The sequence below is a fragment of the Aurantiacibacter gangjinensis genome (assembly GCF_001886695.1).
In the GTDB taxonomy this organism is placed as follows: Bacteria; Pseudomonadota; Alphaproteobacteria; order Sphingomonadales; family Sphingomonadaceae; genus Alteraurantiacibacter; species Alteraurantiacibacter gangjinensis.
This window is the reverse complement of record NZ_CP018097.1, coordinates 174917-195058: the sequence shown is the minus strand read 5'-3', so window position 1 is coordinate 195058 and position 20142 is coordinate 174917. Positions and strand designations below refer to the sequence as shown.

Here is a 20142-nt window from a genome sequence, read left to right as displayed (position 1 = left end):
ACCATGCCCAAGCTTACCGTCGTCACCCGCTCCGGCGATGAATCCACCGTCGATGTGGCCGATGGCCTGACCGTTATGGAAGCCATCCGCGATAACGGGTTCGATGAATTGCTGGCGCTGTGCGGCGGCTGCTGCTCTTGCGCGACGTGCCACGTCCATGTCGATCCGGCCTACAAGGACAAGCTACCCGAGCTTGGCCAGGATGAGGACGACCTGCTCGATTCCAGCGATCACCGCGACGAGAACTCGCGCCTGTCGTGCCAGATTCCGTTCACGCCCGAGCTGGACGGGATGAAAGTGACGATTGCGGAAGAGGATTAGCGCGAGCTGTACCCCTCCTCTTCAGAGGAGGGGTAGTGAGACTTGGCAGCTTGCTGCCTAGTCGCAGCGGGGTGGTGCTGTCGCACCATAAACCACCCCCAACCCCCTCCTTTGAAAAGAAGGGGGCTTCGCCGTTCTGCAATTCCATCTTTCCACCCCTCGACCATCCCCGCATTGCGCTTGGTTGCGCCAGAACCTAATTGACGCGGCATGACCAAACCGCCCGTCGCCGCCAACACGCTCGATCTCATCGGCAATACGCCGCTCGTCCTGCTCGAAGGGCCGAGCGAGGCTGCCGGGTGCGAGATCTGGGGCAAGTGCGAATTCGCCAATCCCGGCGCTAGCGTGAAGGATCGCGCGGCGCTGTGGATCGTGCGCGATGCCGAAGCGCGCGGCGAATTGCAGCCGGGCGGCACGGTGGTGGAAGGCACGGCGGGCAATACCGGCATCGGGCTGGCGCTGGTCGCCAATGCGCTGGGCTACAAGACCGTGATCGTCATGCCCGACAACCAGTCGAGCGAGAAGATGGCGACGCTGCGCGCGCTGGGCGCGGAACTGGTGACGGTGCCGCCCACCAAATTCGCCGACCCCAACCATTTCGTCCACACCAGCCGCCGCCTGGCGGAGGATACGCCGGGCGCGATCTGGGCCAACCAGTTCGACAATGTCGCCAATCGCCGCGCGCATATCGAAGGCACGGCAGCCGAGATTTGGGAACAGATGGAAGGCCGCGTGCACGGCTTCACCTGCGCGGTCGGCACGGGCGGCACGTTGGCGGGCGTCGCCATGGGGCTGAAGGAAAAGGACGAGGCGGTGCGCATCGCGCTGACCGATCCGCACGGCGCGGCGCTGTACAATTATTTCGAGAATGGCGAGCTGAAAGCGGAAGGGTCTTCCGTCGCAGAAGGTATCGGGCAAGGCCGCATCACCGCCAATATCGAGGGCGCGCCCATCGATACGCAATTCCGCATTTCCGACGAGGAAGGGCTGGAGTGGGTCGGTAGGCTGCTGCGCGAAGAGGGTATGTGCCTCGGCCTTTCGGCAGGCATCAATGTGGCCGGTGCCATCGCGCTGGGCCGCCAGCTTGTGGCAGACGGCGTGGAAGACCCGCGCGTTGCCACCATCCTGTGCGACACCGGCTTCCGCTACCTCTCCACGCTCTACAATGCCGAATGGCTGCGCCGGAAAGGTCTTCCCGTTTTTGACTGGCTAGGTTCAGACTAAGCGGGCTATGAGGCGGCATGGCCTTCGACCCGCGCGTCTTTTTCGCTCCCAAGCCCGATAGCGAGCCTGCCCCGCTGGCCGGAACGCGGGCGGAGCGTTTTCAGCGCCTGCAGGTCGGGCTGCTGGGCATTGCCGCCATGGTGCTTCTGGTCGGGTTGGCCGATGCCATTTCCAGCCGCGCCCAGCTGACGCAGGAGGCTGCGGTGCCCGAAGCCGCGCCAACGACCGAGCCGAGCGACGTTGCGACACCGCGCGATCCGCTGGCAGAGGCCGGTGTAGCGCCCGAATTGCCGGCAGAGCCGACGCCGTCGCCCACCGCTGCCACGCCGAACGCCGAAGACGATGTTCCGCCACCGGTTTCCAATGCGCAGCTACAGTAGGGCGGCCGCCGCCGCCGCTTTGGCTTTGTCGACCGCTGGCCTCCCGGCGGCTGTCCAAGCGCAAGTCGATGTATCGCTTCACGCGCCCGAAGAACCGCGCCCATATCTCGCGCTGATGGGCACGATCCCGCTCTATTGGGGCGAGGCTGCGGGTCTGGACGAGCTTTTGTCAGGCGAAGCGCAGCCGCACTGGGCGCGCGCGCTGCTGGAGCGGGACTTCGCGCTAGCCCCTCTCGATTACCTTTCTGCAGAGACGCTGGCGAACCACGACTACCTGCTGATGGCGCAGCCGCGCGGGCTATCGGGCGAAGAGAACGTCGCGCTGGACGAATGGGTGCGCGCAGGCGGGCGTCTACTGCTGTTTGCCGACCCGGTGATGACGAGCCATTCGCGCTTTCATATCGGCGATCGCCGTCGCCCGCAGGACACGGTGGTGCTTTCCCCGATCCTCGCGCGCTGGTCGTTGGAGCTGCGCTATGTCGAGGATCAGCGTGAAGGCTTCCAGGTGCGGGAATTTGCGGGAGTGGACCTGCCGGTGAACCTGCCGGGCGAACTCGTCGCGCTCGATGCTGGCGAGACCGTGTGCGAGCTGGCTGCACGGGGATTGGTGGCGCGCTGCGCTGTCGGCGAGGGCGCAGTGACCATTATTGCCGATGCCGCGATTCTCGATGTCAGTGGACCCCGTCACGATGCCGCACGGCTGGTATCCGGCCTTGTTTCCTACGGTTTGGGGATTTCACGGGAATTCACCGTCGAAAACCGGGACACGCTACCGGATTCGGTGCAAAATCAGGCAAATACCGATGAGAGCGATGATCATGGAGAGCATCACCACGCGCATTAGCAAGCCTTGAAAATCAGCGGGTTACGCGCTTCTCCCACAATTTCCCGTAATTTCCCCTTCCATCCCGCGCCCGCTCGCGTTATCGAGCAATGACATCGGACACATAGCCCGTGCTGCGCATCCCTGTGGTGCGACCGGGCCGCGCTCCCGCGCGGCTCGCAGCGGGGAAGCTGTGTCTGCAGAGCACCGGGGAAGGGATCGGCGACAGTGGCGCAGCAGCCAACGCAGTATCGGGGAGAGGGCTTTTCGCTTCGCGGCGAAAAGGATCGCTTCGTGCTGCCTCCGCTGTTCCGCAAGACCTTCGTGGCTCTGGGCGATGACAAGGTGCTGTGCGTAACCAAGCACCACAAATACCCCTGCCTTGCCGCTTTCGGCCTGTCGAAGGTGGACCAGTTCGAGGACATCCTCGACCGCGAGGAAGAGAACGCCGTTCGCCGGGACCAGGATTTCGACCGCGATATGCGCGCGATGCAGCTCTATGCTCACCACGAAGTGCCCTTCGACGGAAGCGGCCGTTTCATCCTGCCTCCGCGCTACTGCAAGGTCGGCGGGATCGGCGACAATATCTGTTTCCTCGGCACCGGCACTTTCATCACCATGTGGGATCTCGACCAGCTCGGCACGATGGGCGGCGCGTGGGAGGATCGCTACGAATTGTGCGTGGCTTTCGCAGAAGAAGCGCGCGCCAAGGCGGCGGCGAAGGGGAAGGGCAAATGACCCTTCGACAAGCTCAGGACAGGCCGCAGCCCCATATCCCCGTACTGCTTGATGAAGTGATCGAAACGCTGGCGATCCGCCCCGGCGATGTCGTGGTGGACGCGACGTTTGGCGCGGGCGGCTATACCCGTGCCATCCTCGATGCAGGCGCGACCGTGCATGCCTTCGACCGCGATCCCGACGCGATTGCGGCAGGGCGTGAGTGGCCCGAAACCCGCGAAAATCCGCCGCGCCTCGTGCTGCACCACCGCCGGTTCTCCGAAATGGTGGCGGGCATGGCCGAGGCCGGGATCGCGCAGGTCGACGGCATCGCCATGGATATCGGCGTGTCCTCCATGCAGCTGGACCAGGCCGAGCGCGGCTTTGCCTTCAGCAGCAACGGCCCGCTCGATATGACGATGAGCCAGTCCGGCCCCAATGCCGCCGATTTCGTGAACGAGGCGGCGGAAAAGGACATTGCCGATGTGCTCTACCAGTATGGCGAGGAGCGCCAGTCGCGCCGCGTCGCCCGCGCCATCGTTGCCGCGCGCCCGCTGATCACGACGGGCGAGCTGGCCGAAATCGTGCGCAAGGCGCTGGGGCATCGTCCCGGCGACAAGAAAGACCCCGCCACCCGCAGCTTCCAGGCTATCCGCATCCACGTGAATGGCGAGCTGGACGAGCTTCGCGAAGGCCTTTTCGCTGCCGAAACGCTGCTGAAAACAGGAGGCCGGCTGGCTGTCGTGTCCTTCCACTCGCTGGAAGACCGTATCGTGAAGACTTTCCTGCGTGATGCCGCGAATGCAAACCCCCGCGCATCACGCCACCTGCCCGAAGTGCAAGAACTTCCCCTCCCGCGCTTCGGGCACCTGACCAAGGCCATCCGGCCATCCGCCGCCGAGATCGCGCGCAATCCGCGCGCCCGTTCCTCCACCCTGCGCGGTGCCGTCCGCACCGACGCCCCAGCCCGAAAGGACGCCGCATGACACATCAGGCCCGCATCCGCCGCATGGGCTGGCTTGCCGCGATAGGCATCTGCCTTGCGCTTTATGCCGTGCTGCATGTTAAGGTGAATTCCGTGCATGCCGACGTCGTGCGCGCGGAACAGGCTATCGTGGAGCTGGAGCAGCAGAACCTGCTGCTGGAGACCGAATTCCTGACCCGCGCCAACCAGGTGCAGCTGGCCGCGTGGAACCGTGTCGATTTCGGCTTCCAGGCGCCCGAAGCCTCGCAATTCGTCGAAGGCCCGATGCAGCTGGCAGCCTTCGGTACGCCGCGCAGTGCAGATGCGCCTGCGCCGATCCTGCTGGCCGGAATGACGAGCGAGGAAGGCGTGCCCGAGTTCCCCGAGCTGCGCTCTCCGCTGACAGGCCGCCCGATAGACGAGGCCGTGCTGGCAGGCGACGATCCGGACGAGCGCGGCCTTGCCGTCACGCTTACGCCGGGTCCGCTGCGCGTGCCGATGTCCGGCGTCACCCGTGTCGCATTGGTGGAGGCCGGCGCCCGGTGAACACGCTTGCCGCCCAGCGCATGACCATATCCGGCCCGGCAGGGCGGTTCGACCATCGGCGCCGCGCGCTGCTGGTGGCGCGGCTGCGCCTGCTGCTGATCGTGCTCGCTTTCGTTTTGCTGGCGGGCGCTGCGATGACACGCATCGCGTGGATCGGCACGGTGGAGCCTGCGCGCGAACGCGCCAGCATGGCCGACCGGCTGCTGCCGCCGCGTGGCGAGATCACTGACCGCAACGGCGTGCCGCTGGCCCGCGCCTTCCCGGCCTATGCGCTATGGTACAATCCCGCTGCGATGGCAGAGGGCGGCGATGGCGGCCCCCCGCTGGTGCGTCCCGCGGCGGAAATCGCTGCCGAATTGCGCGACATCTTTCCCGATATCGACACGTATGAAGTCACCCAGCGACTGGAATCCGGCCGTCCCGGCTATCTGCGCCGCCGCGTCTTGCCGGAAGATGCCAACCGCGTGATCGGCATCGGCGAGCTGGCGCTGGAACTCCCGCGTGAGACGGATCGCCATTATCCGCAAGGATCGCTCGCTGCCCACGTGCTGGGCTATGTTGCGGCAGACGGGCATGGCCGCGTGGGCATGGAGCAGGTGCTGGACGAGCAGCTGCTCGACCCCAATGCGCGCGGCGAGCCGGTGGCGCTATCCATCGACATGCGCGTGCAGGGTGCGCTGGAAGACGAGCTGCGCAGCGGCATGCTGGCGGTGAACGCCGTGGGCGCCGCTGGGATCGTGCTGGACGTGGACACGGGCGAGATCATGGCCATGGCCAGCCTGCCAGAATTCGATCCCAACGATGTGCAGACCAGCGATGTTCGCGTGACGCAGGAGCAGCATGATCGCGGCATCACCGCGCCTGCCTTCAACCGCGTGACCAACCAGGTTTACGAGCTTGGCTCGACCTTCAAGCCGCTGGCCGTGGCCGCTGCCATCGATAGCGGTTCGATCACCAATCTTGCGCGCCGCTACAGCGCGACACCCTACGAGGTGCAGGGCCACATGGTGCGCGACAGCCATGCCATGGGCGACAGCCTGAATGCGCCGGAAATGCTGATCCATTCCTCCAACGTCGTCACCGGTCATATCGTCGACGAACTAGGGGCGGAGACGCTGCGCGATTACATGATCGAGCTCGGCATGAACGAGCGTCCTTATATCGAGCTGCCAGCGCGCGGCCATCCGATCTGGCCCTCGGGCGACTGGTCGCGCATCCGAGCGATTACGGTGGGCTACGGCCACGGCGTATCGGTCACGCCGCTGCATCTGGCGAGCGCTTATGCAGCCATGGTCAATGGCGGCATCTGGCGTCCGGCGACGTTGCGCAGGCTGGAAGCGGGCGAGGCACCGCGTGGCCGCCGCGTATTCCGCGCCAGCACCAGCGCCCGCATGAACCAGCTGCTGCGGATGATCGCTGTCTATGGCACGGGCCGCAATGCCGATGCGCCGGGTTTTCGCGTCGGCGGCAAGACGGGCAGCGCGGAAAAGCCGGGCGTGGGCGGCTATCGCCGCACGACGCTTGTTTCCACATTCGCCGCGGCTTTCCCGATGGACAATCCGCGCTACGTGATCATCACCATGCTGGACGAGCCGCAGGGCACCGTCGCCAGCTCCTACCAGCGCACGGCTGCGTGGAATGCGGCACCGATCGTGCGCCGCCTCGTTCCCCGTATCGGGCCGCAACTGGGCGTGCTGCCCGATGCCGACCGCGATATCGATCTGACCGACCTTCGCCCGCTTGTGGGAGACCACTGATGCGCCTTTCCGAACTTGCCGCCGCCATGGGCATGGATGCTGGCGATGCCGGCCAGACCGGGATCTTCGGCTTCGCCATCGATCACCGCAAGGTCGCGCCCGGCAATGTGTTCGGCGCGTTCCAGGGCACGAAGGTGAATGGCGAGGACTTTATCGACGCTGCCATCGCCAGCGGCGCGGTAGCCGTCGTCGCGCGGCCCGAAGCCCGCGTCGAAGGCGCGCTGCATCTGGCCGATGCCGAGCCGCGCCGGGCCTTTGCCGACCTCGCTGCGCTCTATTACCGGCCCACGCCGTCCACCGTGGTGGCCGTGACAGGCACCAACGGCAAGACCTCCACGGTCGAGATGACGCGCCAGATCTGGCGCATGTGCGGAGAACGGGCCGCCAGCATCGGCACGCTGGGCGTCACCACACCCGACGAAAGCGTTTCCACCGGGCTGACCACGCCCGATATCGTCACCTTCCTGTCGAATATGAGCGGGCTGTGCCGCGAGGGCGTGACGCATGTCGCCTACGAGGCGTCCAGCCACGGCCTCTCGCAGTTCCGCAACGAGGGCCTGCCCGTGCATGCGGGAGGCTTCACCAATCTTAGCCGCGACCATCTCGATTACCATGACGGGATGGAGGACTATTTCGCCGCCAAGATGCGCCTGTTCACCGAAGTGGTGGACGACGATGGCACGGCGGTAATCTGGGCCGACGATGAATGGTCGCAGCGCGCCGTGGATGTGGCGAAAGATCGCGGTCTCAAGATTTTTACCGTCGGCGAAAAGGGCAAGGGCATCGAACTGATCGCCCGGACGCCCAGTCCGCTGGGGCAGGAATTGAAGATCGTCCATGCAGGCCATGCCTACGCCATCCGCCTGCCGCTGATCGGCGCCTACCAGGTCGCCAATGCGCTGACGGCAGCCGGGCTGGTGCTCGCCACCGGCACGCCGCCTGCACAGGTGTTCGATGCCGTAGCGCGGCTGCAGCCCGTTCGCGGTCGGCTGGAGCGTGCCGTCATCTCCACCAAGGGCGCGCCGGTTTATATCGATTACGCGCACACGCCCGACGCGCTGGCCGCTGCCATTGCCGCGCTGCGTCCGCATGTCTCGGGGCGGCTCATCACCGTGTTCGGTGCGGGCGGAGATCGCGACAAGGGCAAGCGCGCGCCGATGGGCGAAGCGGCGGCCAAGGGCAGCGAGCTGGTGATCGTCACCGATGACAATCCGCGCGGCGAGGATGCTGCCGCCATCCGCGACGAGGTAATGCTGGGTGCAGGCACCATGGCACGCAATATCGGCGGGCGGCGCGAGGCCATCGCCGCCGCCATCGCCGAAGCGGGCAAAGACGACATCGTGCTGGTCGCGGGCAAGGGACACGAACAAGGACAGATCGTGGGATCAGGGGACGATATGCGGGTGCTGCCTTTCGATGATGTGACCGTGGCGCGCGAATGCGCTGCCGAGATCGCGCAAGGCGGGGGCGCAGCATGAGCGCGCTGCTGAAGACCATGCGTTGGCCCAGAAGCGAGAAGGGCATTGACCGTGATGCGCAGCGCCTCGCCCTGTGGACGTCTGCCGAGATCGCGGCCGCGACAGGTGGGACCGCTTATGGTGAATTTCAGGTTAGCGGCGTCGAAATGGACAGCCGCGATGTGCGCTCGGGCGACCTGTTTGTAGCGCTGAAAGGCGAAGCGATGGACGGCCATCGCTTCCTCGATGCAGCCTTCGCCAATGGCGCGGCGGCCGCCATCACCGACCGCGAGGTGGACTACCCGCACGTCCGCGTCGCCGACACCACCGCCGCATTGCATGCGCTCGCCAAGGCGGCGCGCCAGCGGGTTTCGGCACGCATTGTCGGTGTCACAGGATCGGTCGGCAAGACGGGCGTGAAGGAAGCCATCTTCACCGCGCTGGAGCGCGCCGGCAGAGGCGCGGCGCATCGCAGCGTGCGCAGCTATAACAACCATGTCGGCGTGCCGCTAAGCCTCTCTCGCATGGCCGCGCGCAGCAAGTTCGGTGTGTTCGAGATGGGTATGAACCATGCGAACGAAATTCGCGGCCTGACCGGGCAGGTCCGCCCGCACGTCGCCGTCATCACTACGCTTGCGCCCGCCCATATCGAGAACCTCGGCAGCATGGAGGCGATCGCCGACGCCAAGGCGGAGATCTTCGAAGGGCTGGAGCCGGGCGGCACCGCCGTGATCCCGGCAGACCTCGAATGGACGCCGCGCCTGCGCGCCGCTGCCGAAACGCTGGGCGCGAAGATCATCAGTTTTGGACGCAATCCGCGAGCCGATATGCGCCTGCTGGATGCCGTGCCCGATGGGAATGGCGGATCGCTGGTAACGGCCGCCATGGGCGAAATGCGGCTATGCTTCACCGTGGCAGAGCCGGGCGAACACTGGATCGACAATGCGCTGTGCGTGATGGCCGCAGTCCATGCCGTAGGCGGCGATCTGGGCGCGGCGGGCCTCGCTCTTGCCGAGATGGGCGGCCTCAAGGGTCGCGGTGCGCGCAGCCGGGCGAAGGTGCCGGGCGGCCATGCCCTGCTGATCGACGAAAGCTACAATGCCAATCCCGCTTCCATGCGCGCCACGCTGGCACAGCTGGGGCAGACGCCCGCCACGCGGCGCATCGTCGTGCTGGGCAGCATGAAGGAACTTGGCGATTTCGCGCCGAAGTTCCACGCCCAGCTTGCCAGCCACGTGTCGGCAGCCGATGTCGATTATGCGGTGCTGGTGGGCGACGAGATGCGCGCCCTTGCGCAGGAAATGGGGAAAGGCGCATCCGGCGCGCTTGGCAAGACGGTTCCCTTTGCCCATTGCGAGAATGCGGGCGAGGCGATCGCCGCCTTGCAGGAGTTTGGCCTGACAGGCGGGGACGCTGTGCTGGTGAAGGGTTCCAACTCGGTAGGCCTTGCCCGCGTAGTGGACCATTTCACTCGCCCGGAGGGCTGACGCGCGCATCCATGTTGTATCTTCTCGCAGAATGGCTCGGTTTCGAGGGGATCCTCAACCTCATTCGCTACCAGACCTTCAGGGCGGGCGCCGCCATGATGACGGCGCTGGTCATCGGCCTCATCATCGGGCCGCGCTTCATCAATATGCTGCGTGTTCGCCAGGGCAAAGGCCAGCCGATCCGCGCCGACGGCCCGCAATCGCACCAGAAGAAGGTCGGTACGCCCACAATGGGCGGGCTGATGATCCTCGCCTCGCTCACGATTTCGATGCTGCTGTGGATGGAGCTGGACAACCCGTTCCTGTGGGCCTGTCTCGCAGTCACGCTAGGCTTCGGCATTATCGGTTTTCTCGACGATTACGACAAGGTCACCAAGCGCAGCCATCGCGGCGTGTCGGGCAAGGTGCGGCTGCTCGCGGAATTCGTGGTCGCAGGTGTTGCCACATGGATCATCGTGGGCGAAGTCGGCAGCACCGATCTCTATACGCCCTTCGTGTTCGGTGACGGCATTCCGCTGGGCTGGTTCTATTATCCCTTCGCCGCCGTGGTGATTGTAGGTGCGGGCAATGCGGTGAACCTAACGGATGGTCTGGACGGCCTCGCCACCATGCCCGTGGTAATCGCGGCAGGCGCATTCCTGCTTATTTGCTATCTGGTCGGCCGCGTCGATTATTCCGAATATCTTGGCATTCCGCATGTCGAAGGCGCGGGCGAGCTTGCCATCATGTGCGCCGCCATCATGGGGGCGGGGCTCGCTTTCCTGTGGTACAACGCGCCGCCTGCCGCCGTATTCATGGGCGACACCGGATCGCTCGCGCTAGGCGGGGCGCTGGGCGCGATTGCGGTTGCCAGCCATCACGAGATCGTGCTGGCGATCGTCGGCGGCCTTTTCGTGCTGGAAGCGGTGTCAGTCATCATCCAGGTCTTCTGGTTCAAGCGGACCGGAAGGCGCATCTTCCGCATGGCACCCATCCACCACCATTTCGAACAGCTCGGCTGGAGCGAAAGCAAGGTCGTGATCCGCTTCTGGATCATCGCCATCGTGCTGGCCGTTGTCGGCCTTGCCACGTTGAAGCTGCGGTGATCGTCGCCCGGGCCTTCAAGGGAAAGAAATACTGCGTCCTCGGCCTTGCCCGGTCGGGGATGGCCGTTGTGGAAACCCTGCTGGCCAGCGGTGCCGAAGTCACTGTGTGGGATCGCCGCGAAGAACCGCGCCGGAAACTGGCGGGCCGCACGACTATTGCCGATCCGCTGGAAATCCCGCTGGTCGGTTACGATGCCATCATCGTATCGCCCGGCGTGCCGCTCAATACCCATCCGATAGCCGAGAAAGCGCGCGCCGCAGGCGTGCCGGTCATCGGCGATATAGAGCTGTTCGCCCGTGCCCGCCCGGAATTGCCTGCGCACAGCGTGATCGGAATTACCGGCACGAACGGCAAATCGACCACCACAGCGCTGACCTATCACCTGTTGCAGCAGGCGGGTGTCGAAGCGCGGCTGGGTGGCAATATCGGCCTGCCCGTCCTCGGCGAAGAACCGCTAGGCGAAGGCGGCGTCTACGTGTTCGAGTTGTCCAGTTTCCAGATCGACCTGACTCGCGGGCTGGCCTGCGAAGCGGCGGCACTCATCAATATCTCGCCCGACCATCTCGACCGGTATGACAGCTTCTCCGATTATGCCTTTGCCAAGGGCCGCCTGTTCGCCATGCAGGGATCGTGGCAATTCGCGGTCTTCGGCTGCGACGATGCATCGACCAGCGCCGTGCAACAGGCGGAGGCTTCTCGCCGTCCCGAAAGCCAAGCGGTGTGTGTCGATACCGGTGCGTGGGCGGAGCACCAGGGCGACTGGCCCAGCCTGCAAGGCCCGCACAATCTGCAGAACGCTGCGATAGCCGCCGCGCTGGCTGAATCGATGGGCCTCACCCGCGAGCAGGTGCTGGAAGGCCTCGCCACCTTTGGCGGTCTGCCGCACCGGATGGAGCGGCTGGGCGAATGCGACGGCGTGCTGTTCGTGAACGACAGCAAGGCCACCAATGCCGCCTCCACCGCGCCGGCGCTGGCCGCCTATCCGCCAGAGCGGGAGGGCAAACCGCGCATCCACTGGATTTGCGGCGGTCTGGCAAAGGAAGACAATCTCGACGATTGCGAGCCGCATTTCCGCAAGGTCGCCAAGGCCTATACGATAGGCGAGGCGGGTCCGATGTTTGCGGGCTTGCTCGAGCCGCACATGAAGGTGGAGCGCTGCGAGCTGTTGGCCGAGGCGGTGCGCCGCGCGGTCGACAATGCAGGCGCGGGCGATGTCATCCTGCTGAGCCCCGCCTGCGCCAGTTTCGACCAGTTCCGCGATTACGAAGCACGGGGCGAGGCTTTCCGTGAAATCGCGACCGAATTGGGTTGCAAGAACCTGTCAGGGGTCCCCGCTTTCGATACGAGATCGGCAGCATGACGACCCGACCTATCTACATCCCGCGCCAGGGTGATCGCGAACGGCGGGCACCCGCCATGCGGCTTGATCGCAAGCGCGAACTGCGCATCTGGTGGCGCGAGATCGACCGGGTGCTGCTGCTGCTGGTGCTGGTGCTGATGGCGGTGGGCACGCTGGCCGTCGCGGCGGCATCGCCTGCTACCGCGCATCGCCTTTCCACGGCAGACATCACTTTGCCGGACCTCTATTTCTTCTGGGCGCACATACGCTGGCAAATGCTCGGCCTGATGGTGCTGGTGGCGACAAGCCTGCTCCCGCGCGAGCTTTGGCGGCGCGGCTCCATTCTGCTGGCTGCCGGAATGCTTTTCCTGCTCTTCCTCGTACCGATCATCGGATATGAGGTGAACGGCGCGAAACGCTGGATCCGCTTCGGCCTCGGCGTGCAGCCCAGCGAATTCCTGAAACCGGCCTTCGCCATAACGATGGCGTGGATCCTCAGCTGGAAGATGCGCGATGCGCGCCTGCCGGTCATTGGCATTACCGGCGCGATTGTCGGCCTCATCACGGCGCTGTTGATGCTGCAGCCGAACCTCGGCGCGGCGGTGCTCTTCATCGGAACATGGCTGGTGATGGTCATGCTGGCGGGCCTTCCGCTGCAACGCATCGGCATGCTGGTGGGCGGCGGCATGGCCGGGCTGCTGGCGGCATACCTGTTCTACGACAATGCCCGCCACCGCATCGATGCCTTTTTCGGCGGGCCGACGCCGTTCGACCATGTCGACCTTGCCAATCGCACGCTGACCGGCGGTGGGTGGACCGGCAGCGGTTTCTGGCTGGGCGAGAACAAAATGCGCCTGCCCGAAGCGCATACCGACTACATTTTCTCCGTCATCGGGGAAGAGTTGGGCCTGATGGTCTGCGCCATCGTGGTGATCCTCTATCTCGCCATCCTGCTGCGCGTGCTGATCCGCCTGATGGATGAGGACCGGCTGTTCATCATCCTCGCCGCCAGCGGCCTCGTCGCCATGTTCGGCGGGCAGGCTTTCATCAATATCATGGTCAATCTGCAGCTTTTCCCCAGCAAGGGCATGACATTGCCCTTGGTGAGTTATGGCGGATCGTCGACAATAGCGCAGTGTTTCACCATCGGCCTGCTGCTGGCAGTCACGCGGCGCAACCCGTATCTGGCGCGCGACAAGTTCGACCTGCGCGATACGCTGGAAAAGGGTGTGCCGGAAAAGGACCTGAAGGCATGAATACGCCTGCATCTTCGCGCCATTTCGTGCTCGCCGCCGGCGGGACTGGCGGCCACTTGACGCCCGCTTTCGCGCTGGCCGCGGAGCTGGAGCGGCGCGGCCATCACGTGGCGCTGATCACGGACGAGCGCGGCGCTGCCATTCCCGGCAAGCCCGATTTCCTGCCCGCTCACGTGCTGCCCGCAGGCCGTTTCGGCAAGAACCCGCTACGCTGGTTCGCGGCGCTGAAGGCCGTGTGGGACGGGCGCGGCATGGCCAAGCGACTCTACGAAAATTTTCAGCCGAGCGCCGTCATCGGCTTTGGCGGTTATCCTGCGCTTCCTGCCCTGCTGGGCGCGCAGAGCATGGATATCCCCACCGTCGTGCATGAACAGAACGCCGTGCTGGGGCGCGTCAATCGTCTGATGGCGGGGCGGGTGAATGCCATTGCGCTGTCCTATCCCGATGTCGACCGGCTGAAGGCGAAGTATGAAGTGAAGACCGCGCTCGTCGGCAACCCGGTGCGCCCGCGCGTGCTGGCTCTGCGAGACGAGCCGTTTCCGCCGTTCACCGACGACGGTATTTTCCGTGTGCTGGTGACCGGCGGTAGTCAGGGCGCGCGCGTGCTGAGCGAAATCGTGCCCGATGGCCTCTCAATGCTCGCCCCTGCGCTGCGCAGCCGCTTGCAGGTGACGCAGCAATGTCGGCCTGAAGATCTGGACGCGGTGCGAGAGCGCTATGCCAATCACGATATTCCCGCCGAATTGGCGACCTATTTCGAGGATATGGCCGCCCGTCTGGCCGATACGCATCTCTTTATCGGGCGCGCGGGTGCTTCGACCATCGGAGAGCTAACCGCTGTCGGCCGCCCGGCCATTCTCGTACCGCTGCCTATTGCGACGGACGATCACCAGGCGGCCAATACGCGCGAAGTGGTGAAAGCGGGCGGTGCACGGTCGATCCGACAGCAGGCTTTCACGGCGAAGGAACTGGCCAAGCAAATCAACGCCATGGCGCAGCGGCCCGAAACACTCGCCAATGCCGCCCATGCGGCGTGGAATTGCGGGCGGCCCAACGCGGCGAGCGACCTTGCGGACTTGGTGGAAAGTTTCGGCGGGGCGGACATGATGGACGTTATCCGCGTCGGCGCGAACAATGCGCGCGCGGCGACGCAGGGTATCGAAGCGGGACAGGGTGCAGCGCGGGAGCGGGCCGAATGAAAGGCGTCGGCACAGATATCGGCACGATCCACTTCGTCGGCATTGGCGGCATCGGCATGTCCGGCATTGCCGAAGTGATGCACAATCTCGGCTATAGCGTGCAAGGCAGCGACCTTAACGAAAGCCCGCGCGTTGAGGCGCTGCGCGAGGCGGGCATCACCGTGCATATCGGACATGACGAGGGCAATCTGGGCGATGCAGCGGTCGTCGTGACTTCGACTGCTGTGAAGCGCACCAATCCCGAAGTAGCTTTGGCACTGGAAAACCGCGTGCCGGTGGTGCGCCGCGCGGAAATGCTCGCAGAATTGATGCGGCTGAAAAAGACCGTCGCGGTCGCTGGCACGCACGGCAAAACAACCACGACCAGCATGGTCGCCGCGCTGCTGGATGCTGGCGGGGTAGACCCCACGGTCATCAATGGCGGCATCATCGAAAGCTACGGTTCCAATGCGCGTCTCGGCGACAGCGAATGGATGGTGGTGGAGGCCGACGAAAGCGATGGCAGCTTCCTGCGGCTCGATGGCACCATCGCCGTCGTTACCAATATCGATCCCGAGCATCTCGACCATTATGGCAGTTTCGATGCGGTGAAGGATGCCTTCGTGCAGTTTATCGAAAACGTGCCGTTCTACGGCGCGGCAGTGCTGTGCATCGACCATCCCGAAGTGCAGAACGTGATCGCCAAGGTGCGCGACAGGCGCGTCATCACCTACGGCTTTTCCAGCCATGCCGATCAGCGCGCGGAGAACGTGACGCCCGATGGCGCGGTAACGCGCTTCGATGCCGTGCAGCGCAGCCGCGATGGGAGCGAAGTGCGGGTCGACGGGATTTCGCTGCCGATGCCGGGCCAGCACAATGTGCAAAACGCGCTCGCCGCCATCGCCGTGGCGCTGGAAATGGGCTGCGATGCCGATGCGATCCGTGCCGGTTTCTCCCGCTTCGGCGGGGTCAAGCGCCGCTTCAGCCATGTCGGCGATATAGACCTCGGCGCGGATATCGGCGTGAAGGTGATCGACGACTATGCGCATCATCCGGTGGAAATCCGCGCCGTGCTGTCTGCAGCGCGCGATGCAGCCTCGGGCCGGGTCGTCGGGGTGGTCCAGCCTCATCGATACACCCGCCTTCGCGACCTTCTCGAAGACTTTCAAGGCGCGTTCGGAGATGCCGACCTCGTCTATGCCGCACCGGTCTATCCGGCGGGTGAAGAGCCCATCCACGGCGTAGACGAGCACGCTCTCGTCGCCGGGCTCAAAGCGCGTGGGCACCGCCATGCAGAGGCGGTGGAGGGGCCATCCGACCTCGCGCAAAAGCTGTCCGCCGAACTGGCACCGGGCGACATGGTCGTGTGCCTCGGCGCGGGCGATATCACGAAATGGGCGGCGGGGCTGGCGGCGGATGTCGCGAAATTCCGCGCGGGAGATGCAGCATGATCCAGCCGGGCGATTATTTCTGGACCGAAGGCGCGCCGGGCTCCGAAGAAGGCAGTGGCCCCTCGGGCGATGTGCCTTTCGATGTGCGCGGTGATCTGAAGCGCAATGCGCCGCTCGCCAAGCTGGTCTGGTTCAAAAGCGGCGGTGCGGCGGACTGGCTGTTCGAGCCTGCCGATCTTGACGACCTGACAACATTCATGGCTGCGCTGGAGCCGGGCACGCCGGTGATGGCGTTGGGCCTCGGCAGCAATCTCATCATCCGCGATGGCGGCGTTCCCGGCGTGGTTGTGCGGCTGGGCAAACCCTTTTCCACGGTTGAAGTGAAGCGCGAACACGTGGTGGAATGCGGCGGCGGGACGCCGGGTATCCTGGTGGCCAGCACAGCGCGCGATGCAGGCATTGCGGGCATGGAATTCCTGCGCGGTATCCCCGGCACGGTGGGCGGGTTCGTACGCATGAATGGCGGCGCCTATGGCCGCGAGGTGGCGGACATCCTCGTCGATTGCGACGTGGTGATGCCGGGCGGCGATCTCGTCACCCTGCCGGTGGCCGATCTTGAATACAGCTATCGCCATTCGCGCCTGACCGATGGTGCCATCGTCGTCGCCGCGCGCTTCAAGGGCGAGGCGGGCGATCCGGAAGAGATCGGCGCGGAAATGGACCGGATTGCGGACGAGCGCGAGAATTCGCAGCCGCTGCGCACCAAGACGGGCGGCTCGACTTTCAAGAACCCAGAAGGCGGCAAGGCGTGGAAGCTGGTGGATGAGGCCGGGTGCCGCGGCTTGCAGATCGGCGGGGCTCAGGTGAGCGAGAAGCACACCAATTTCCTCATCAATACCGGCGAGGCGACCAGCTCCGACATCGAGAATCTCGGCGAGGAAGTGCGCCGACGCGTGGCCGAGACATCCGGCGTCGCGCTTGAATGGGAAATCAAGCGGGTGGGGCGGCCCTAATGGCGCGGCTCGATCCCCTCCACGTGCTTGTCCTGATGGGCGGCTGGGCGAATGAGCGCGAGGTTTCGCTCATGTCCGGCAAAGGCGTGGCCGATGCGCTGGAAAGCGTGGGCCACCGCGTCACCCGGCTGGATATGGACCGCGATGTTGCGGCGAAGATCGCCGAGGCGAAGCCGGATGTCGTCTTCAACGCGCTCCATGGCGCGCCGGGAGAGGACGGCACGGTGCAAGGCATGCTCGACCTGATGGGCGTGCCTTACACCCATGCCGGCCTTGCGACATCCGTCATCGCCATCGACAAAGAGCTGACCAAGCATGCGCTGGTGCCGCATGGCATCCCCATGCCGGGCGGGCGTGTGGTAAAGAGCGAGGAGCTGTACGAAGGCGATCCGATTGCGCGGCCCTATGTGTTGAAGCCAGTCAATGAAGGGTCCAGCGTCGGCGTCGCCATTGTCGAAGACACCAGCAATTGCGGCAACCCCATCGCGCGCGATGCAAAGGGGCCGTGGCAGGATTTCGACACGCTGCTGGCCGAGCCATTCATCCGCGGGCGCGAACTGACCACTGCCGTGATCGACACGCCGGAGGGCCCGCGCGCTCTGGGCGTGACCGAGCTGATCGTGGCGGACGGGTTCTACGATTACGAGAACAAATATACCGAAGGCCGCACCCAGCATATTTTCCCCGCCGACCTTCCGCCAGAGGTCGAGCGATTGTGCCTCGAATATGCGATGCAGGCGCACAAACGGCTCGGCTGCAAAGGCGTCTCGCGCTCCGACTATCGCTACGATGACGAGCGCGGCGAGGATGGCCTCTTCCTGCTGGAAACGAACACCCAGCCAGGAATGACACCGCTCAGCCTCGTACCCGAACAGGCGCGCGGTTGCGGCATCGAATATCCCGAACTGTGCGAGATGATCGTGGAGGATGCGCTGCGGCGCGCCGGAAAGCTTCCTGATGGCTAGGAAGAACACGCGCAATACCCAGGGCGTGCGGCGGCAGGCGCGCAAGGCGGGCACCAGCCGCAAGGTTCGCAGCGCGCGTAATACCGGCCAATCCATCCTCGGGCGCGCTTTGGGCATGCTGCCATTCACCGAAGAACAGCTGCAAAAGACCTTCACGCTGCTTATTCTTGGCGGCGCGGTGGCGTTCGCCATTTTCATTGCCAACATCTCCGGCGCAACGGCGGTCGCATCGGACAGGTTCGCGGATATGGCCAGCAATGCGGGCTACAAATTGCAGGGCGTCACGGTGCAGGGCACCGACCGAATGAACGAGATGCTGGTGCATGAGCGCGCCTTCGGCCAGCAGAATCTCGCCATGACCCGCGTCGATACCGAGGCGCTGCGGGAGGATTTGCTGACGCTGCCTTGGGTGCAGGATGCGCGCGTATCGCGTCAGCTGCCGGACAGGCTAGTGGTCGACATCATCGAGCGGGAGCCACATGCCGTGCTGCGCCGCGCCGACCGGCTGATGCTGATCGACCCCACCGGCGTCGAACTGGAAGCGATCTCGGCCGCCGCTGCCGAAGACTATCTGCTGATCGAAGGACCGGGCGCGCAGGCGCAGGTCGAGGCGCTTGAAACGCTGCTGGACGCTGCCCCGGCATTGAAGCCGCGCGTGAAAGGCGCAGAATATGTCGGCAATCGCCGCTGGAACCTGACGTTCGAGACCGACCAGCGCCTTGCCCTGCCAGAGGGTGAGGATCGCGCTGCCGCCGCGCTTATCAGCTTTGCGCAGGCCGATGGCGTGCATCGCCTGATCGGCGGCGAAGTCGTCAGCTTCGATATGCGCAATCCGCCGCGCATGTATATGCGCGTGCCGGGCCGGGCAGAGGCGCAGGAACTGGAATTGCAAGAGGAGGACGGCTGATGTCGCAGCAGCGCATCGCCCGCGTGTTCGGCGCGGTCAATATCGGATCTTTCCGCATTTCCGCGATGATCGCCGCCCTGACCGAGGGCGGAGAGATGCAGGTGCTGGGCAGCAGCGACCGGCAATCGCAAGGCGTCAAACGCGGCTATATCGTCGACATGGCGGCGGCGACCTATGCCGTGCGCGATGCGCTGGAGCGCGCCGAGAAGATGGCGGGCACCAGCGTGGATGCCGTGTGGATCGGATCGTCCGGCGCCGGGCTGGCAAGCGAAATCCGCCCGATAGAAATCCCCATCGGTGGCCGCCGGATCGAGGAGGAGGATATCGAGGCCCTGCTGGTCGAAGCGCGCGATGCGCTGGAGCCCGATGGCCGCACCGTGCTGCACGCGCAGCCTGCCTGCTATTTTCTCGACGGCGCGCATGGCGTCTCCAACCCCAAGGGCTTGCACGCGGATCGGCTCGGCGTGGATATCCATGTCATGCTCGCCGATGGCGCGCCGATGCGGAACGTGACCGAAGCGGTGCAGAGCGCGCATCTGGATGTGGAAGGCATCGTCGCCTCGCCACTGGCGACAGGCTTTGCTTGTCTTACCGCCGAAGAGCGCGACCTTGGCGTTGCCCTGGTTGAGCTGGGCGGGGAAGTGACAAACGTCTCCGTCTATGCGGGCGGCATGCTGGTGGGCCTTACGGCAATCCCGCGCGGATCGAACGACATCACCGATGCCATTGCCAGCGCTTTTTCCGTGCGCCGCTTCCAGGCAGAACGGCTGAAATGCGTTTCCGGCTCGGCGATCGCCAGCCCGACAGATCACCGCGAGATGATCCCGGTGACGGCACAGGGCGAGTCCACCGCATCGCCCGTCGCGCGCGGATGCGACGGCTCCGGCCAGGTGCCGCGGGCCGAGCTGATCGGCGTCATCACGGGCGAGCTCGACCAATTAATGGGCGAGGTCGGCAAGGCATTGGATACGATGGGCTTTACCGGCGGAGCGCCCGGCTCCAGCGCGCGGCAGGTGGTGCTGACGGGCGGCGGCGCGGAATTGGCGGGCCTTGCCGATTATGCGCAAAGCGTGCTGGGTGTGCCCGCGCGCATCGGCAAACCGGTGGCTCTGCGCGGCCTGCCCGAAGCGCACAGCGCGCCCGGTTTCGCCACGCTATGCGGGCTTGTTCTTTATGCGGCGGAAGACCCGGTCGATATTCGCAGCATCGGATCGCGCTTCACCCGCACGGCCAGCTACGGCCCGTTTGCCAGCATCGTGCGCGTATGGGGCGCCATGCGCGAGTATTTTTAGGCCTTATCCTAGCTGTGGATAGAGTATAGGCACCTATGA

At 65.1% G+C, this 20142-nt stretch carries 19 protein-coding genes; all 19 read left to right on the top strand.

From position 1 onward, the window contains the following. Window positions 1-3: 3 nt before the first annotated feature. The 19 genes from BMF35_RS00950 to ftsA all read left to right on the top strand — a co-directional run bounded on the left by BMF35_RS00950 (window position 4) and on the right by ftsA (window position 20103). Complete coding sequence (locus tag BMF35_RS00950; protein WP_047006307.1) at window positions 4-321, top strand: 2Fe-2S iron-sulfur cluster-binding protein; 318 nt, start codon at window positions 4-6, stop codon at window positions 319-321. A 210-nt stretch (window positions 322-531) separates the two neighbouring features. Continuing rightward, window positions 532-1545, top strand: a complete 1014-nt coding sequence (locus tag BMF35_RS00945; protein WP_047006306.1) for a cysteine synthase A — start codon at window positions 532-534, stop codon at window positions 1543-1545. 17 nt (window positions 1546-1562) lie between these two features. Continuing rightward, window positions 1563-1925, top strand: coding sequence for a hypothetical protein (locus tag BMF35_RS00940; RefSeq protein WP_052765963.1), 363 nt, complete (start codon window positions 1563-1565; stop codon window positions 1923-1925). A 19-nt stretch (window positions 1926-1944) separates the two neighbouring features. After that, a complete protein-coding gene (locus BMF35_RS00935; protein ID WP_071961144.1) occupies window positions 1945-2769 on the top strand; it encodes a motility-associated ABC transporter substrate-binding family protein in 825 nt (274 codons plus the stop codon). A gap of 207 nt (window positions 2770-2976) precedes the next feature. Then, on the top strand, window positions 2977-3486 hold the full coding sequence (locus BMF35_RS00930; RefSeq protein ID WP_047006305.1) for a division/cell wall cluster transcriptional repressor MraZ: 510 nt from the start codon (window positions 2977-2979) through the stop codon (window positions 3484-3486). Further along, window positions 3483-4451: a 16S rRNA (cytosine(1402)-N(4))-methyltransferase RsmH gene (gene rsmH / locus BMF35_RS00925; protein WP_047006304.1), complete on the top strand. Its 969-nt coding sequence runs from the start codon at window positions 3483-3485 to the stop codon at window positions 4449-4451. The genes BMF35_RS00930 and rsmH overlap by 4 nt, the downstream gene beginning before the upstream one ends. Beyond that, window positions 4448-4975, top strand: a complete 528-nt coding sequence (locus BMF35_RS00920) for a hypothetical protein (RefSeq protein WP_052765961.1) — start codon at window positions 4448-4450, stop codon at window positions 4973-4975. Before rsmH ends, BMF35_RS00920 begins: the two co-directional genes overlap by 4 nt. Next, window positions 4972-6732: a peptidoglycan D,D-transpeptidase FtsI family protein gene (locus tag BMF35_RS00915; protein ID WP_418202097.1), complete on the top strand. Its 1761-nt coding sequence runs from the start codon at window positions 4972-4974 to the stop codon at window positions 6730-6732. The genes BMF35_RS00920 and BMF35_RS00915 overlap by 4 nt, the downstream gene beginning before the upstream one ends. After that, window positions 6732-8210, top strand: a complete 1479-nt coding sequence (locus tag BMF35_RS00910; protein ID WP_047006303.1) for a UDP-N-acetylmuramoyl-L-alanyl-D-glutamate--2,6-diaminopimelate ligase — start codon at window positions 6732-6734, stop codon at window positions 8208-8210. Before BMF35_RS00915 ends, BMF35_RS00910 begins: the two co-directional genes overlap by 1 nt. After that, window positions 8207-9676 (top strand): UDP-N-acetylmuramoyl-tripeptide--D-alanyl-D-alanine ligase, encoded by a 1470-nt coding sequence (locus BMF35_RS00905; protein WP_047006302.1) that lies wholly within the window; start codon window positions 8207-8209, stop codon window positions 9674-9676. The genes BMF35_RS00910 and BMF35_RS00905 overlap by 4 nt, the downstream gene beginning before the upstream one ends. Window positions 9677-9687: 11 nt before the next feature. Continuing rightward, window positions 9688-10761 carry a phospho-N-acetylmuramoyl-pentapeptide-transferase gene (mraY, locus tag BMF35_RS00900; RefSeq protein ID WP_047006301.1) on the top strand — a complete coding sequence of 358 codons (1074 nt, stop codon included), beginning with the start codon at window positions 9688-9690 and terminating at the stop codon, window positions 10759-10761. Then, complete coding sequence (gene murD, locus BMF35_RS00895) at window positions 10758-12122, top strand: UDP-N-acetylmuramoyl-L-alanine--D-glutamate ligase (RefSeq protein WP_047006300.1); 1365 nt, start codon at window positions 10758-10760, stop codon at window positions 12120-12122. The genes mraY and murD overlap by 4 nt, the downstream gene beginning before the upstream one ends. Continuing rightward, window positions 12119-13357 carry an FtsW/RodA/SpoVE family cell cycle protein gene (locus BMF35_RS00890; protein ID WP_082115608.1) on the top strand — a complete coding sequence of 413 codons (1239 nt, stop codon included), beginning with the start codon at window positions 12119-12121 and terminating at the stop codon, window positions 13355-13357. Before murD ends, BMF35_RS00890 begins: the two co-directional genes overlap by 4 nt. Beyond that, window positions 13354-14556: an undecaprenyldiphospho-muramoylpentapeptide beta-N-acetylglucosaminyltransferase gene (gene murG / locus BMF35_RS00885; RefSeq protein ID WP_047006299.1), complete on the top strand. Its 1203-nt coding sequence runs from the start codon at window positions 13354-13356 to the stop codon at window positions 14554-14556. Before BMF35_RS00890 ends, murG begins: the two co-directional genes overlap by 4 nt. Continuing rightward, window positions 14553-15986: a UDP-N-acetylmuramate--L-alanine ligase gene (gene murC, locus BMF35_RS00880; protein ID WP_047006298.1), complete on the top strand. Its 1434-nt coding sequence runs from the start codon at window positions 14553-14555 to the stop codon at window positions 15984-15986. The genes murG and murC overlap by 4 nt, the downstream gene beginning before the upstream one ends. Continuing rightward, entirely contained in the window at window positions 15983-16939 is a 957-nt protein-coding gene (gene murB / locus BMF35_RS00875; RefSeq protein WP_047006297.1) for a UDP-N-acetylmuramate dehydrogenase, read from the top strand. Before murC ends, murB begins: the two co-directional genes overlap by 4 nt. Continuing rightward, window positions 16939-17904, top strand: coding sequence for a D-alanine--D-alanine ligase (locus BMF35_RS00870; protein WP_047006296.1), 966 nt, complete (start codon window positions 16939-16941; stop codon window positions 17902-17904). Before murB ends, BMF35_RS00870 begins: the two co-directional genes overlap by 1 nt. Then, complete coding sequence (locus tag BMF35_RS00865) at window positions 17897-18811, top strand: cell division protein FtsQ/DivIB (protein WP_047006610.1); 915 nt, start codon at window positions 17897-17899, stop codon at window positions 18809-18811. Before BMF35_RS00870 ends, BMF35_RS00865 begins: the two co-directional genes overlap by 8 nt. Then, window positions 18811-20103: a cell division protein FtsA gene (gene ftsA / locus BMF35_RS00860; RefSeq protein ID WP_047006295.1), complete on the top strand. Its 1293-nt coding sequence runs from the start codon at window positions 18811-18813 to the stop codon at window positions 20101-20103. Before BMF35_RS00865 ends, ftsA begins: the two co-directional genes overlap by 1 nt. Window positions 20104-20142 lie beyond the last annotated feature (39 nt).